Here is a 14563-nt window from a genome sequence, read left to right on the forward strand (position 1 = left end):
ACCTGCCGAAGGCGAAGGGGACGGGCGTCACCCGGGCAGTCGCCCGACCCCGATGACCGCCGAGGCGTCGACGCGCGTCGCGCCCGACGCCGCCACGGCCGCGAGGTATCGCACCCGGAGGTCGTCGAGCGCGCCGTCGTCGAGCGGGTCGCCGCCCGCGTCGACGAGCGGCGTGTGCCACGCGCGGCCGCGCACGAGCGTCCACGCGAGGTCTCCGTCGAGCTCGAGATGGCGCGGCGCGATCTCGGCGCGCACGTCGACGAGGCCGAGGTCGTGCAGCCAGCGGGCGAGGGTTCCGGGGGTGTCGAGCGAGAGCGGGGCGGATGCCTCGGGCTGCGCCTCGTCGGCATCGGCCGTGCCGTCCGAGGCATCCGGAACCTCGCCGGTGCCGACCGCCTCGGCGAGCACGCGCTCGAGGATCTCGGGGAGCGGCGCGAACGCGTCGCGCGACCACAGCGCGACCGCGAAGCGTCCGCCGGGCTTGAGCCGCGACACGAGATGCCCCGCGGCCGCGCCCGCGTCGTCGAACGGCACGCCGTGCGCGCACTGCACGAGGTCGTACCCCATGGTGTCCCACTCCGAGGCATCCGCCGTGTGGAACCGCAACTGCGGCAGCCGGTCGCCCGCACGCTCCCGCGCGACCGCGGCGAGCGACTCGTCGCGCTCGACGGCGTCGACGAGCCCGCCGATGCCCACGAGCTCGGCCGTCGGCACCGCCGTCGACCCCGTGCCCGCGCACACGTCGAGCACGAGCTCGTCGAACTGCGGCCGAGTGCGCAGCAGCACCGCCGCCGCCACCGGATTCCACAACGCCTCGTCGAGCCCCTCTGATGTTTCCAGCCCGCCACCGCCGTCGACGGTTTCGGGCGCGATCGTCTGTTCCCCCATGGGGGTATTGTGCCGCGCACAGCCGATCGATTGCGATGATTCAGGCAAACGTGATGAATGCGCGGCAGACTGTTGCGGTACTGCTCCTCGATCGAAGTGAGATCCCCCGCATGAATCGCGCTCTGCGCCGCGGCGCGCCCGTCGCGCTCGCCGTCGCCTCCGCCCTGCTCCTCGCCGGCTGCGCCGGCGGCGGCACCCCCGAGGCATCCGAGACGCCCGCCCCCACCGACGGCCCGGCCCCCTGCTTTGACTCGAAGTCCGGCCCGCTGAGCGACGCCATCACGGTCGACGGCGCCTTCGGCGAAGCCAACCCCACCGCGACGTTCGACAAGCCCCTCACGGCCGACGAACTGCAGACGAGCGTCGTGATCGAGGGCGACGGCGACGAGGCGAAGTCGGGCACCGATGCGAACATCATCATCACGATGTTCAACGGCACGAGCGGCGACCTGCTCGTCTCGCAGCCCGCGATGCTCGCGATCGGCGACACGACGACCCTCGACCCGTTCCGTTCGGCGATCGAGTGCCAGCCGTTCGGCACCCGCACCGTGACCGTCGCGCCGGCTGCCTCGCTCTACGGCGACGCGGGCAACGAGTCGATCGGCGTCGCTCCCGGCGACACGGTCGTCATCGTGGCCGACGTCGTCGACGAGTACACGGCACCCGCACTGCCCACGCCGGGCGAGTGGACCGAGAACGTCCCCGACATCACCTTCAACGGCGACGCCGAGCCGACCGTCGTCATCCCCGACGTGCCGACCTCGCCCGACCTGCTGCTCAAGGTCATCGAAGCGGGCGACGGCGACGTCGTGCAGAACGGCGACCAGGTCACCGTCAACTACCTCGGCCTCAACTGGACCACGAAGGAGACGTTCGACTCGTCGTACGCGCGCGGCCAGGCCGCGACGTTCGGCACGGGCGGCGTCATCCCCGGCTTCGGTGCCGCACTCGTCGGCCAGAAGGTCGGCACGAAGCTCGCCGTGACGATCCCGCCCGCCCTCGGCTACGGCGAGGCGCCGAGCGACAACGGGCTCGGCGGCCAGACGCTGCTCTTCGTCGTCGAGATCGTCGACACCGCCCGCGGCTGATCCCGCTCACCAGCCGACACGAACGTGCGCCGGTCCCTTCGGGGGCCGGCGCACGCGGCGTTTCACCCGCGGAACGCGATCAGGTAGGTCAGATACGCCGCGTAGGCGAGGACGAAGACGATGCCCTCCCACCGGCTGATGCCCCGCCCCGTGACGAACACCGGGATGCACAGCAACACGACGGCGAGCATGAGCGGCAGATCGAAGAAGGCGAGCTGGCGTTCCACGGGGACCTGGGCCGGACCGAAGAGCAGCGACGTGCCGAGGATGAACGTCAGGTTGTACGTGCTCGAGCCGATGAGGTTGCCCACCGCGAGCGACCGCGAGCCCCGGATCGTCGCCGTGAGGGTCGTGGCGAGCTCGGGGAGCGACGTGCCGACGGCGACGACCGTGAGGCCGATGAGCGTCTCGGAGATCCCGAACGACTCGGCGATCCCGACGGCTCCGCGCACGAGCAGGTCGGCGCCCACGACGACGATCGCGATGCCGACGATCGTGAGGCCGAGGTCGGCGACGAGCCGTCCCGGGCCGGCCGGCGGCCGCGGGGCGTCTCTCGGTTCGTCGAGGTCGGGCGAGACGGCGCGCGAGCCGACATCGCTCGGGGACGCGGCTCTCGACTGGCGGCGCGCGGCCGCGAAGAGCAGCCACGTGTAGACGACGGCGACCGCGAGCAGGATGAGGCCGTCCCACGTCGACAGCGAGCGGTCGAGCGACAGCAGCACCAGGAGTGCCGCGGAGACCACCATCGCCGGCAGGTCGAGGCGCAGATTCTGCTGCTGCAGCACGATCGGGCGGATCGCCGCGGACAGACCCAGGATGAGCAGGAGGTTCACCATGTTCGTCCCGGCGATGTTCCCGAGCACGAGCGAGCCGGCGCCGCGGATCATCGCGTCGATGCCGACCGCGAGCTCGGGCGCCGAGGTGCCGATCGAGACGATCGTGAGGCCCACGATGAGCGGCGAGATTCCCAGGCGGCGCGCGAGCTTCGTCCCGAAGTGGACGACGAGCTCGGCTCCTGCGACCAGCAGGACGAGCCCGCCGACGAGCATCACGATCGTCATGGATCAACACCTCCGCGCCACATGGTGCCCTACCGGGCCGCCTCGGAGCGGGATTCGCGCACGAAAGCCCGGCGCGTCAGTCGGCGGGGGCGGCCTCGGCGGGTGCGTCGGACGAGGCCGACGGCGCGCCCGTGACGCCGTCGCGCGCAGGGCGGAGCCCTCGGGCGAGCCCGGCGGCCTCGAGGCGTGCGGCGATCAGGCGCCCGAGCCACACGGCGGCGAGGTTGGATGCCACGCACAGCACCGGGTAGCCGAGCTGCATCCACCACGGCCACGCCTCGCCGCCCGCGCGCAGCATCGAGTAGAGCGCGTAGACGAGGGCGAACACGCCCGCGCCGACGTAGAAGATCCACGCCCTCCACGACCGGTAGAGCCCGATCGCGAACGGGATCTCGAGGAAGAACGCGACCATGAGGCACGTGATGATCGCGCTCGGCCCCTGTGGCGTCAGGATCGCGTTGATGATGCCCGCGATGAGTCCCGCGAGCAGGGCGACGCCCGGGCGGCGGAGGAGCGCCAGCACGAGCACGAAGGGCAGGCTGTAGACGCCCGCGATCGCCGCGTAGGCGAGGGGGACCGTCGGCGCGAGCACCGACGAGACGAGGTTGACCGGCACGAGCAGTACGCCGCCCGCCGCGCCGATCGCGGCGCACGTGAGCAGAATGCGGGTGGGGACCTTCACAGCGACTCCGGTGGGTGAGGTGGTGCGCGAGGAGCGGACTACGCCGAGACGAGCTCGGCGTCGATCGCGGGGGCGCCCTTGGGCAGGCGCCAGTACCCGCAGAAGCTCACGGCGGTCTTCGCGAGACCGTGCGTCGTCACGAGCAGGCGACGGACGCCCGTCGCGAGGGCCGCCTCGCCTGCGGCGTAGCCGTGCCAGCGCGCGGGGTCGTCGATCGACGCGGCGGCAGAGACGGCCTCGCGATAGGCGAGGGAGCCGTGGCGCACGCCGTGGGGGCGGGGATCCACCGCACCTCGACGCCGTCGGGCCGGGCGAAGTCTTGCGCGTCCGAGGCATCCGGGATCTCGATGATCGCAACGCCCTGCGCGTCCGCCGGAAGGGAGCCGCAGACGCCCGCGATCGCGGGGAGCGCGGTCTCGTCGCCGACGAGCAGGAAGCGGTCGGCGGTAGGGGCCGGGTCGAACCCGATGCCCTCATCGAGGATGCCGACGCGCTCGCCGGGGCGGCACGTCGTCGACCAGTGCGCCGCAACGCCCTCGAGTCGCCCGTCGGCGTTCTCGTGCAGCACGAAGTCGATGTCGATCTCGGCGCCGCCGTGCTCGCCCGCGGGGCGGAGCGCGCGGATCGTGTAGTTGCGCATCGTCGGACGCACGGCCTTCGGCGTGGTCAGCAGCTGCGCGTAGCCGCTCAGTCCGTCGCGGTCGGGCAGGCGCAGCTCGGGCGCCTCGGCGGGCGGCAGGAAGAGCCGGAACCACTGGTCGAACCCGCGCACGGCGAGGTCGGCGATCTCGCCGCCGCCGACGGTCACGCGCTGGAACGACGGGCTCACGCGCACGCTGCCGAGCACCTCGGCCTCGATGGGGCGCGTGCGCTCGGGTTTGACCTGGGGGCTGTTGTGCTTCGACATGTGCGCTCAGACTGCTTTCGGGAGGGGATCAGGCGGCGGGAGTCGCGGGAGCGGAGGGAGCGGAGGATGACTCGGCCGCGGCGTCGGGCCGGCGGATGCCGCGCAGCACGCCCGTCTTCGCGAGGCGCCGGGCGATCAGCAGGCCGAGCCACGTGAAGACGAGCTGCGTGACGAGGAGCACACCGGGGATCGCGATCTGCATGAGCGGCGCGAGCGTGAAGATGTTCCAGTAGAAGCCCCAGAACACCGAGTAGAACGCGACGACGACGAGGGTCGCGACGTAGTGCAGCCACGTCGGCCACACGCGATAGCGGGCGATGGCGAAGGGGATCTCGAGGAAGATGCCGATGAGCAGGTACGACACGACGCTGCCGAGGCCGCCGGGGACGAACGCGGCCTGCGCGAGGCCCGCGATGCCGAGCGCGAGGATCGCGGCGCCGCCGCGCCGGGTCGCGGCCTGCGCGACGACGCCCGGCAGCAGATAGATGCCGGTGCCGAGCCCCGCGAGCGCAGGGATCGACGCCGAGAGGAAGTTGAAGAAGTAGGCGTTGCCGATGTTGAGCAGCCCGCCGGCGACGCCGATCGCGGCGACCGCGAGCAGGAACCGGGTGCTGTAGCGAGAGCCCGTGGTCACAGGCCGACCTCCGTTCGATCGGGGGTGAGTCCGCCGATGCCCGACGTGAGGCCCCACCAGTAGACGGCGGCGGCAGCCGCCCAGAAGAGGATGACGAAGACGGTGTCGCGCGCCCGCCAGCGGCTGATCGTGCGTTCGGTGCGCGTCGCGTGGGCGCCGAAGGCGCGGGCATCCATCGCGAGGGCGACGCGTTCGGCGTGCCGGATCGCGCTCGCGAGCAGCGGGATCGCGAGCCCCACCGTGCGGCGCACCCACGCGATCGGCCCGCGGCCGCGGTCGGTGCCGCGCACGCGGTGGGCGGCGCGGATCACTTCGAGCTCGTGCCCGAAGCGCGGCACGAACCGCAGCGCCGCGAGCGCCGTGTAGCCGATGCGGTACGGCACGCGCAGGTTCTGCACGAGCGCGCGCACGAGCTCGGGGCCCGTCGTCGTGAGGCCCGACACAAGGCTCAGGAGCAGCAGCGCCGCGATGCGCAGGCTCGTCGCGAGGCCTACGAGGTAGGCCGCGAGCGAGAAGCGCCAGTCGCCGACCTCGAGCAGGGTGACGGATGCCGCGGCGGATGTCTCGTCGACGCGCGCCGGGTCGACCCAGATGCCGAAGCTCACGCCCAGCAGCGCGACGATGACGGGCGTGCCGAGGAGCAGGAGGGCGGCCGCCTTCGGGCCGAGCCGTGCGCCCGCGAGGATGAGCGCGAGGCATCCGATGATGATGACCGTCGGGATCGCGACGCCGCGCGTGAAGATGAGCGCGACCATGACGGGCAGCGGCCCCGCGAGCTTCGCGAGCGGGTTGAGGTGGTGCAAGAAGCGATGCGCCGGCACGTGCTGCTCGGCGAACGGGTCGACGGTCGCGGATGCCTCGGGGCCGGTCTCGTTCGTCGAGCGCGCCCTGCTCGCTGAGCGTGTCGAAGCGGCGGCGCTCACGAGCGTCCGCCCTGGGTTGCGGGCAGTTGCGACATCCGCGTGACTCCATGCCACTCGGGGTGCCGTTCGAGGCCGCGCGTCGCCCGTGCGAGCGGCGGGTGCCGGAGCCCGGCCTGTTCGATGAGCGGCCCCGCGAGCACTTCGGCGGTCGGCCTGACGCCGAGGATGCGGCCGCCCGCCATGACCGCCGTGCGGGTCGCGTAGTCGGCGACGAGCTGGAGATCGTGGGTCACGACGAGCACCGTCGTGCCCTCGCGGTTGAGCCCAGAGAGCATGTCGAGGAGTTCGTTCGCGCGCTCGCGGTCTTGGCCGAACGTCGGCTCGTCCAGCGCGAGCACGGGAGCGCCCGCGACGAGCGCCGTGCCGACCGAGAGTCGGCGCTTCTGCCCGCCCGACAGAAGGAACGGGTGCTGGTCGCGGAGATCCCACAGTCCGAAGCGGCGGAGCATCCGCTCGATCGGTTCGGCCCGCTCGGCCTCGTCGACGCCCTGGAGCTTGAGCCCGAGATCGAGCTCTTCGGCCGCCGTCGCCGCGACGAACTGGTGCTCGGGGTTCTGGAACACGAACCCGATGCGGCGGCTGCGCTCGCGCGCGTCGGCGCGCGTGGGGTCGAGCCCGAGCACGTCGATCGTGCCGCGCGGCGCCGGGATGACCCCGGCGATCGCCTGCAGCAGGCTCGTCTTGCCCGCGCCGTTCGTGCCGACGATCGCGAGGAACTCGCCTGCGGCGACGTCGAGATCGACGTCGTGCACGACGGTCGGGCCGCGCTTGCCGCCGCGCTGCACCGAGAGGCCGCGCACGCGGATCGCCGGCGAGGCATCCGAAGCGCTCTGCACGGAAGCCTGCGTGACGGGCGCCGGAAGCTTCGCTTGCGCGTCGAGCGCAGCGCCGAGCTCGGCGGGCGTGAGGGGCAGGGGATCGAGCACGACACCCGCGTCGCGCAGCCGCAGCGCGGCGAGCGTCGACACGGGCAGCCACACGCCGAGCTCGAGCAGCTCGTCGGTGCGTTCGCGGAGCACCTCGCGCACGGGGCCGTCGATCACGAGCCTGCCCGTCGCGTCGAGCACGACGACCCGGTCGACGAGGTCGACGGCGGCGTCGAGGTTGTGCTCGACGAGGACGATCGCGTGGTCACGGTCGCTCGCGAGCTCGCGGAGCACGGCGTACACCTCGTCGATGCCGGCGGGGTCGAGGTTCGCGGTCGGCTCGTCGAGCACGAGCACGGGGGAGCCCATGGCGAGCGCGCACGCGATCGCGAGGCGCTGACGCCCGCCCCCCGAGAGGCGATCGGGGTTCTCGCTGCGGCGATCCCACAGGCCGACGAGCTTCAACGCGCGCTCCGCGCGGGCGAGCACCTCGTCGACGGGCACGAGCCCGTTCTCGGGGCCGAACGCGACCTCGTCGAGGAGGGTGCCCGTGACGACCTGCGCGTCGGGGTCTTGGAACACCATCGCGACGTGCTCGCTGAGCGCGCCGACCGAGTGGTGGCGGCTGTCGAGACCCGCCACCCGCACGGTGCCGCCGAGCTCGGCGGGCACCGCGTGCGGGATGAGCCCGTCGAGCGCGAGCGCGAGGGTCGACTTGCCGCACCCCGACGGACCCAGGACGAGCACGACCTCGCCCGGGCGGATGTCGAGCGTGACGCCGTCGGGCGTCGGCACTGCGGCGCCGTCGTGGCGGATGCGCACGTCGACGAGCTCGAGCAGCGGGCTCGTCGAGGCGCGCGCGGCGGGCTCGGCGGCGAGCTGAGGACTGGACATGCGGGTGATCCCTCGACGGGCGAGAACGCGGGCAGGTGCTTGCCTCGAAAGGCTTAGGAAAGCCTAACCTGTGCACGTTCGGGTCGGATACGACGCAGCCGTTCGATGCAAGGGAATGCGAACGCCTCCCGCGGTGTTTTACCGATGTTCGGGCGGAAATGTACCCGCCCCTGAGGGAGGCACGACAGTGGGCATCCACTACGTCGAGTTCGAGGACGACTCGGGCGTGCTGCGGCGCTACCGCAAGCACCCGAACGGCCGAGGGCTCGTCGCCACGACGGCGAAGGTCGACGCGACCGCGTTCGTCCACCCGACGGCATACGTCGACCCGGGCGCGCAGGTGCTGCGCAACGCCGAGATCGGTCCCGGGGCCTGGATCGACCGCGACGCGATCGTCGCCGAGCGCGCCGTGATCGGCGTCAACGCGCACGTCGGCCGAGGAGCGATCATCGGCCGCAACGCCCTGCTCGGCCCGTTCGCCGAGATCGGCGTCGGAGCGCGCGTGCAGAACGGCGCTCGCGTTCCGCGCGAGACGACGCTCGCCGACGGCGACGAGTATCGCGCGTCGAACGACGACCTGCGACGGCTCGGCCTCGCGGCCTGAGCCGAAAGCAACCGGATGCCTCGGGGCTCGCGCCCCGGGGCATCCGTCATGTCTGCGGTCGAAGACCGCGCTCAGCCCGCGAGCAGTTCGAGCGTCTGCACGCGCCCGGGTGAGGCAGCCGCCGCTTCATGCGCGAACGAACCCGCGATGGGCGCGACCATGACCTCGTCGACGCCGTGTCGTGCCGCGAACGCGGCGAGCGACGCGCGAGCCGACGCCGCGTCGCCGATGACCCAGCGCTTGCGCATCGTGTCGATGAGCTCGGCGGCGTTCGAGTCGTAGGGAGCGGCCTGCGCCTCTTCGACGGTCTCGAGCGGACGCATCGGCAGACCCAAGCGCAAGCGCGCCATCGACCGCAACTGGGGGAGCGCACGCTCCGCGGCCTCGTCGGCGGTCGGCGCGACGACGGCGTTGATCGTCAGGAAGGTCTGCGGATCCGGGTGCGCGTCGCTCGGCTGATACTCGGTGCGGTAGAGGTCGAGCGCGCGCTCGAGACCCTCGCCCGAGAAGTGGTTCGCGAAGACATACGGCAACCCGAGCTGCGCTGCGAGCTTCGCCGAGTAGTCGCTCGACCCCAACAGCCACACGGTCGGCACCTCGGTCGCGGCGGGCGTCGCCGTGATGGGGTACTCGCGCCCGCTCGTGAGACGCAGCGTCGCGCCGTCGGGCGAGAGCAGGCTCAGGATGTCGGCGATGTGGTCGGGGAACCGGTCGACGTCAGCCGTCGGCCCCGAGATGCGCAGGAGCTGCGTGATGACGGGGTCGCTGCCGGGCGCGCGGCCGATGCCGAGGTCGATGCGTCCGGGTGCGAGCGCCTCGAGCGCCGCGAACTGCTCGGCGACGACGAGCGGCGCGTGGTTCGGCAGCATGACGCCGCCTGACCCGACGCGGATGCGCTCAGTCTTCGCCGCGGCGGCCGCGATGAGCACCGGTGGAGTCGTGGAAGCCACGGCCGGCATGTTGTGGTGCTCGGCGAACCAGTAGCGCTCGTAACCGAGCCGGTCGGCGGTCTGCGCGAGCGCGACCGACGCGGCCATCGCCTGCACCGAGGACTGCCCGCTCCGGACGGGGATGAGGTCGAGCACGGATAGGCGGGGCAAAGAAGCAGACATCGTCAAGGGCAACGGATGTCCCCTCCGAGGTATTCCGGGATAGCCCTGAGACATCCGGCGGGAACTCACTGATCTGCGGGGCGCACGCTCGGCCTGGAATAGACCCTGTTGCTCGAGCCGCCGGACCATCCGCGGCCTCCGGACTGCAGAAGCATTCGGGACGGCGACGTACCTCGGAAAGGAACCACCCCGTGAACACCCCTGCGCCCATCGCGACCGACACGATCGCGGATGCCTCCCCCGACGCCACTTCCGTCGCCCCCGTCGCGCCGCACGCACCGTACGCGCCCGAAACCCCGACGCCGACGACACTGAGCCTCCGCGAGACCCTCGCGCTCCTCGCGTCGAAGCTCGACGGCCGCCTCGCCGTCCCCGGCGACCCGGGCTACGACGCCGACCGCACCGCCTGGAACCTCGCCGTCGACCAGCGGCCCGTCGCCGTCGTCACGGCGGCGTCGGCCGACGACCTCGTCAACACCGTCCGGATCGCCCGCTCCGCGGGCCTCGCGGTCGCAGCCCAGGCCACCGGTCACAACGCCGGCCCGCTCACCGACCGGGGCCTCCTCTCCGACGCGATCCTCGTCCGCACGAGCGAGATGCGGGCGGTCACGGTCGACGCCGACGAGCGCGTCGCGCGCGTCGAGCCGGGCGCACAGTGGGGCGACGTCGTCGCCGCGGTCTCGCAGTACGGGCTCACGGCACTCTCGGGCTCCTCGCACGACGTCGGCGTCGCCGGCTACACCCTCGGCGGCGGCCTCTCGTGGCTCGCCCGCGCGTACGGCATCGCCGCGAACCACGTCACCGCGATCGAGATCGTGACCGCCGACGGGCGGCTCCGCCGCATCGACGCCGACCGCGACGCCGACCTGTTCTGGGCCGTGCGAGGCGGCGGCGGAGACTTCGGCGTCGTCGCGGCGTTCGAGTTCCGCCTGTACGAAATCCCGCAGATCGTCGCGGGCACACTGTTCTTCCCGTTCGAGCGGGCAGAAGAGGTGCTCCAGGCGTGGCGCGAATGGACGACGACCGTGCCCGACTCGGTCACGAGCGTCGGTCGTCTGCTGCAGTTCCCGCCGCTGCCCGACCTGCCGGCGTTCCTCTCGGGCAAGTCGTACGTCGTCGTCGAGGCTGCGATCCTCGAGTCGCCCGCGCGTGCCGACGAACTGCTCGCGCCGCTCCGCGCCCTCGGGCCTACGATCGACTCGGTGCACCCGCAGGCGACGAGCGAGCTCCTCCAGCTCCACATGGACCCGCCGGCACCCGTGCCGGGCTACGGAGACGGGCTCATGCTCATCGAGCTCTCCGCCGACACGGTGAGCGCGTTCGTGCGCGCGGCCGGGCCGGGCTCGGGCTCGACGCTGCTCTCGGCCGAGATCCGGCACCTCGGCGGTGCGGTGAAGCCGGATGCCGCCAGGGCCAATGCCGATCGTCTCGGGCTCCCGCAGCCGGGCGTCACGGCGGGCTTCGAGGCCGAGTACCTCGTCTTCGGCGTCGGCATCCCGACGCCCGGCGAGATCGGCGCCCTCGCCGCATCGGTCGACCGGCTCGTCACCGCGCTCGACCCGTGGCGCGCCGACCTCGAGTACCTGAACTTCGCCGAGCGCGTGCGCGACCCCGAGGCGTTCTTCGGGGAGCGTCTCGCGAAGCTCCGCCAGGTCAAGCGGGCGTACGACCCCACCCGGGTCATCCGCTCGAACCACCCGGTCGACGGGATCTGAGACGCGCGAGGCATCCGGAATCGTCACGCACGAGACATCCGGATGCCTCGCCCTCAGGGTTCTTCGGGGTTCTCCCCCAGTGACCTCGTCGGCCGTCGGGAGTATCGTGGCGAGTCCTGGTCAGGTGGGAGGGGCCTATGAGCCGGCTCGGCGACGAACTCGCGACCCTCGGCGGCGCGCGCCCCGACATCCTCGAACTCGCGCCCGCGCAGCGCCCGCGCTACCTCGCCATGGGCCTCGTGCTCATCGCGACCGCGGCCGTCTCGGCGGCCTCCGCGTCGTTCGCCCTCGCGATCGCGCTCACCGCGCCGCTCTGGGTCGCGATCACGGTGGGCGTCCTGTGGGGGCTCGTGATCCTCGCGATCGACCGCATGCTCGTCGTCGGCATGCCGCGGCAGCCGCGCGCCTGGGCGAACATCCTCCTCGCGCTGCCGCGCATCGCGCTCGCCCTCGTCATCGGGGTCGTCGTCGCGACGCCGCTCACCCTGCAGGTCTTCGACCGCGAGATCACGGCCGAGACCGAGGTCATGACGCTCGAGGCCAAGCAGGCGTTCGAGGAGGAACTGGCGAACGACGCCCGCTACGCCGACATCCCGGCGCTCGAGGCGAGCGTCGCCGCAGCGAAGGCGACGATCGCCGACGGCGGCCGCGACGCCCTCGGCGCCGACCCCGACTACGTCGCCGCCCAAGCCGCGACGGCCGCCGCGCAGGCCGCGTACGACGAGGCCAACCGGGTCTGGCTGTCGGAGCTCGACGGCACCGAGGGCACGGGCATCGTCGGCGACGGGCCCATCACGCAGTCGAAGAAGCTCGATCGCGACGGCAAGCTCGCCGCCCTCGACGCCGCGAAGGCGGCCGAGGCCGACGCGAAGGCTCAGGCCGAAGCGCGCATCGCCGCGGGAGCCACGACAGCTGTGACGCAGGCGCAGCAGCAGCTCGCGAAGGACCAGGCCGACCTCGACCGGCTCACCGCCGCTCGCGACCTCGAGTCCGCCCGGTACGACGCGGCGGCCGACCAGTCGACGGGCATGCTCGCCCGGCTCGACGCCCTCTCGCGCATCGGCGAGCGGAACCCCATGCTGGGCTTCGCCCACCTCATGATCGCGCTCCTCTTCGTGTGCGTCGAACTCATGCCCGTCCTCACGAAGACCCTGCAGAACCTCATGGCCCCCACCGCCTACGACGAGGTCGCGCGCGTCGTCGACGACGCGACCGTCGCGACCGAGCGCGAGCGCGCCGCCGAGCGGCTGCGCACCGTCCGCGAAGAGGTCGCGCCCAGGGTGGACGTCGCCGAGTACCGCGCGGGGCTCCAGCGCGAGTCGGGCAAGCGCGTCGCCGAGGCGTTCGTCGCCGCGCAGGAGCAGGCCGAACTCGCGGCCGTCGACGAGTGGGGCGAGCAACGCGCACCGTTCATCGCGGCACGCGCCGTGCGCGCGTGGGAGCGCGACGTCGAGGGCGCACCGACGGAGGCTCGCTGAGCGGCGGCGTGTCTCGAGACATCCGGATGTCTCGAATGCATCACCTTGGGACTGTCGGAACGGTCGCCGCCTTCATAGGCTTGGGGGATGCGACACCGCCGTCGCGGTGCGCGAGCTTTCCCCGGGGGAGGAACGAATGAGCGTTCACTACGAGCTGCCCACTGCCGCCGATTTCGCGGCACTCGCCGGAGCGCACCATCCGGCGATCTCGATCTACGCGTCGACCTCACCGGTCGTCGCCGAACGCGAACGCGCCGAAGTGGCCGTCAAGAGCGCGTTCGACGAAGCGATCGAGCAGGTCAAACAGGGTGGCGCGTCTGCGGCCGAGATCGAGGCGCTCCGCGCCCGCCGCGACGCGATCCTCGCCGACCAGCAGCTGTGGGGCGGACTCGCCCGGTCGTTGGCGATCTTCGTCTCGATCGACTTCGAGGAGGTCTTCATCCTCCCGAACCGACTCGACGACGCCGTGCACGTCGGGTCGCACTTCACGCTCGGCCAGCTCCTGCGGGCGCCGAGCCAAGACCAGGAAGCATTCGCCGTCACCGTCTCGGCGCACGAGTGGGCGCTCTGGCACGCGACGCCGACGAGCCGCGCCGCGAAGATCGAGGTCAACACGCAGGGCATCTCGAACCTCGACGAGGCGACCAACCGCGAGCCCAACGAGGAGCGCCCGCGCGGATCGCAGCGCGGCACCGCGAGCCAGGGCGGCGCGAGCCGGCTCACGGGCGACGAGGGCAAGAAGACCCTCCTCGACCTCTACGCCAAGCGCATCATCGACGTCGTGCGCCACGCGCTCTACGAGCTCGACCCAGATGAGAAGGTGCCCGTCTTCGTGTTCGCGGCCGAGCCGCTCCTCAGCCTCTTCATCGACCGGGCCCGCAACGCACGTCGCGTGATCGCGGTGCAGGGAGGCTCCGACCGGCTGACCGCAGCCGAGATCGACGAGGCGTTGCGACTGCAGCTCGCGAAGCTCAACATCGGCGAGGCGGTCACGCAACTGCACGCGCTCGCGGAGGGCAGCGCCGGACGCGTCGAACGCGACCTCGCCGCGATCGCCCGCGAAGCCGCCGACGGCGCCGTCGAACGGTTCTGGTTCGACTTCACGACCTCGGTCAACGGCACCCTCGATCGCGACTCCGGCGCGATCGAGTTCGCCGCCGACCACGGCTCGGGCGACGCGCTCGCCGACGGCACGCGCGCCGGAGACCTGCTGCCGCAGCTCGCGCTGCTCGTCATCGCCAAGGGCGGCAAAGTCGTCACCGTCCGCGGAGACGACCTTCCCGGAGAGGACTGGGCGGGGCCTGCGATGGCCGAACTGCGCTACGCGCTCGCGTAGGCGCGCCGCGCCGTACCCGCCGGGATCGTCACGTCGGTCTCGATCACGGGCACCGTGATCGGATCGCGCCAGCCGAACCGCACGACGATCTCGGTCGCGTCGGAGTCCTCGATGATGGCCTCGACCGGGACGGCCGTGCGCACACGTGCGCGGCCGTCGGCCGGGGCATGCTCGGTGAGGCCGAGCCACAGGCTCTCGGGATGGGCGACGACACCGGGGTTCGCGGCGGTCAGTTCGAGGCTCCAGCCGGCGGAGGGCGCGAGCCCGGCCCCCGCGACGCGGATGAGCCGACTGCCGCACGACCGGATCGCGGTCGCGCGGAACCCCGAATCGTGGAATTCGCAGTGCAGCGTGTTCTGGGTCATGTCCCCGACG

Annotated in this window: 15 protein-coding genes; 5 read left to right on the top strand and 10 right to left on the bottom strand. The window is 72.3% G+C overall.

Going from position 1 to position 14563, the window contains the following annotated elements:
* Positions 1-27: 27 nt before the first annotated feature.
* The gene (locus ET445_RS05885) at positions 28-888 is read right to left on the bottom strand and encodes a class I SAM-dependent methyltransferase (protein WP_165314309.1); all 861 of its coding nucleotides are present in this window, start codon (positions 886-888) and stop codon (positions 28-30) included.
* Positions 889-998: 110 nt separating this feature from the next.
* On the opposite strand from ET445_RS05885, the gene ET445_RS05890 reads away from it, so the two are divergent.
* Positions 999-1976 (top strand): FKBP-type peptidyl-prolyl cis-trans isomerase, encoded by a 978-nt coding sequence (locus ET445_RS05890; RefSeq protein WP_129189710.1) that lies wholly within the window; start codon positions 999-1001, stop codon positions 1974-1976.
* Between the two features lie 62 nt (positions 1977-2038).
* On the opposite strand, the gene ET445_RS05895 is transcribed toward ET445_RS05890, so the two are convergent.
* The 7 genes from ET445_RS05895 to ET445_RS05920 all read right to left on the bottom strand — a co-directional run bounded on the left by ET445_RS05895 (position 2039) and on the right by ET445_RS05920 (position 7943).
* Positions 2039-3037 (bottom strand): calcium/sodium antiporter, encoded by a 999-nt coding sequence (locus ET445_RS05895; protein WP_129189712.1) that lies wholly within the window; start codon positions 3035-3037, stop codon positions 2039-2041.
* A 76-nt stretch (positions 3038-3113) separates the two neighbouring features.
* Positions 3114-3719, bottom strand: a complete 606-nt coding sequence (locus ET445_RS17145) for an ECF transporter S component (protein ID WP_165314310.1) — start codon at positions 3717-3719, stop codon at positions 3114-3116.
* Positions 3720-3757: 38 nt separating this feature from the next.
* Positions 3758-3934 carry an SIP domain-containing protein gene (locus ET445_RS18250; RefSeq protein WP_279433508.1) on the bottom strand — a complete coding sequence of 59 codons (177 nt, stop codon included), beginning with the start codon at positions 3932-3934 and terminating at the stop codon, positions 3758-3760.
* Positions 3856-4626 (bottom strand): siderophore-interacting protein, encoded by a 771-nt coding sequence (locus tag ET445_RS05905; RefSeq protein WP_279433491.1) that lies wholly within the window; start codon positions 4624-4626, stop codon positions 3856-3858. Before ET445_RS05905 ends, ET445_RS18250 begins: the two co-directional genes overlap by 79 nt.
* Positions 4627-4654: 28 nt before the next feature.
* Complete coding sequence (locus ET445_RS05910) at positions 4655-5260, bottom strand: ECF transporter S component (RefSeq protein ID WP_165314311.1); 606 nt, start codon at positions 5258-5260, stop codon at positions 4655-4657.
* Entirely contained in the window at positions 5257-6183 is a 927-nt protein-coding gene (locus tag ET445_RS05915; RefSeq protein WP_424922882.1) for an energy-coupling factor transporter transmembrane component T family protein, read from the bottom strand. The genes ET445_RS05910 and ET445_RS05915 overlap by 4 nt, the downstream gene beginning before the upstream one ends.
* Positions 6180-7943 (bottom strand): ABC transporter ATP-binding protein, encoded by a 1764-nt coding sequence (locus tag ET445_RS05920; RefSeq protein WP_129189716.1) that lies wholly within the window; start codon positions 7941-7943, stop codon positions 6180-6182. Before ET445_RS05920 ends, ET445_RS05915 begins: the two co-directional genes overlap by 4 nt.
* A 187-nt stretch (positions 7944-8130) precedes the next feature.
* Here ET445_RS05920 and ET445_RS05925 point away from each other — a divergent pair, with 187 nt between their 5' ends.
* Positions 8131-8547: a transferase gene (locus ET445_RS05925; RefSeq protein WP_129189718.1), complete on the top strand. Its 417-nt coding sequence runs from the start codon at positions 8131-8133 to the stop codon at positions 8545-8547.
* 71 nt (positions 8548-8618) lie between these two features.
* Here ET445_RS05925 and ET445_RS05930 read toward each other — a convergent pair whose 3' ends face one another.
* Positions 8619-9659: an LLM class flavin-dependent oxidoreductase gene (locus ET445_RS05930; RefSeq protein ID WP_129189720.1), complete on the bottom strand. Its 1041-nt coding sequence runs from the start codon at positions 9657-9659 to the stop codon at positions 8619-8621.
* Positions 9660-9850: 191 nt separating this feature from the next.
* On the opposite strand from ET445_RS05930, the gene ET445_RS05935 reads away from it, so the two are divergent.
* The 3 genes from ET445_RS05935 (at position 9851) to ET445_RS05945 (ending at position 14188) form a co-directional block, all read left to right on the top strand.
* Positions 9851-11374 (top strand): FAD-binding oxidoreductase, encoded by a 1524-nt coding sequence (locus ET445_RS05935; RefSeq protein ID WP_243695350.1) that lies wholly within the window; start codon positions 9851-9853, stop codon positions 11372-11374.
* A gap of 137 nt (positions 11375-11511) precedes the next feature.
* The gene (locus tag ET445_RS05940) at positions 11512-12852 is read left to right on the top strand and encodes a DUF4407 domain-containing protein (RefSeq protein WP_129189722.1); all 1341 of its coding nucleotides are present in this window, start codon (positions 11512-11514) and stop codon (positions 12850-12852) included.
* A 136-nt stretch (positions 12853-12988) separates the two neighbouring features.
* Entirely contained in the window at positions 12989-14188 is a 1200-nt protein-coding gene (locus tag ET445_RS05945) for a baeRF11 domain-containing protein (RefSeq protein ID WP_129189724.1), read from the top strand.
* Here the strand turns inward: ET445_RS05945 and ET445_RS05950 are convergent.
* Entirely contained in the window at positions 14173-14553 is a 381-nt protein-coding gene (locus ET445_RS05950) for a hypothetical protein (protein ID WP_129189726.1), read from the bottom strand. The genes ET445_RS05945 and ET445_RS05950 overlap by 16 nt on opposite strands.
* Positions 14554-14563 lie beyond the last annotated feature (10 nt).

This window comes from Agromyces protaetiae (assembly GCF_004135405.1).
Classification (GTDB): Bacteria; Actinomycetota; Actinomycetes; order Actinomycetales; family Microbacteriaceae; genus Agromyces; species Agromyces protaetiae.

Excerpts from the sequence above, each read along its gene's own strand:
- ET445_RS05885 (WP_165314309.1), bottom strand. The coding sequence starts at position 888 with ATGGGGGAACAGACGATCGCGCCCGAAACCGTCGACGGCGGTGGCGGG.
- ET445_RS05890 (WP_129189710.1), top strand. The coding sequence starts at position 999 with ATGAATCGCGCTCTGCGCCGCGGCGCGCCCGTCGCGCTCGCCGTCGCC.
- ET445_RS05895 (WP_129189712.1), bottom strand. The coding sequence starts at position 3,037 with ATGACGATCGTGATGCTCGTCGGCGGGCTCGTCCTGCTGGTCGCAGGA.
- ET445_RS05905 (WP_279433491.1), bottom strand. The coding sequence starts at position 4,626 with ATGTCGAAGCACAACAGCCCCCAGGTCAAACCCGAGCGCACGCGCCCC.
- ET445_RS05920 (WP_129189716.1), bottom strand. The coding sequence starts at position 7,943 with ATGTCCAGTCCTCAGCTCGCCGCCGAGCCCGCCGCGCGCGCCTCGACG.
- ET445_RS05930 (WP_129189720.1), bottom strand. The coding sequence starts at position 9,659 with ATGTCTGCTTCTTTGCCCCGCCTATCCGTGCTCGACCTCATCCCCGTC.
- ET445_RS05940 (WP_129189722.1), top strand. The coding sequence starts at position 11,512 with ATGAGCCGGCTCGGCGACGAACTCGCGACCCTCGGCGGCGCGCGCCCC.
- ET445_RS05945 (WP_129189724.1), top strand. The coding sequence starts at position 12,989 with ATGAGCGTTCACTACGAGCTGCCCACTGCCGCCGATTTCGCGGCACTC.
- ET445_RS05950 (WP_129189726.1), bottom strand. The coding sequence starts at position 14,553 with ATGACCCAGAACACGCTGCACTGCGAATTCCACGATTCGGGGTTCCGC.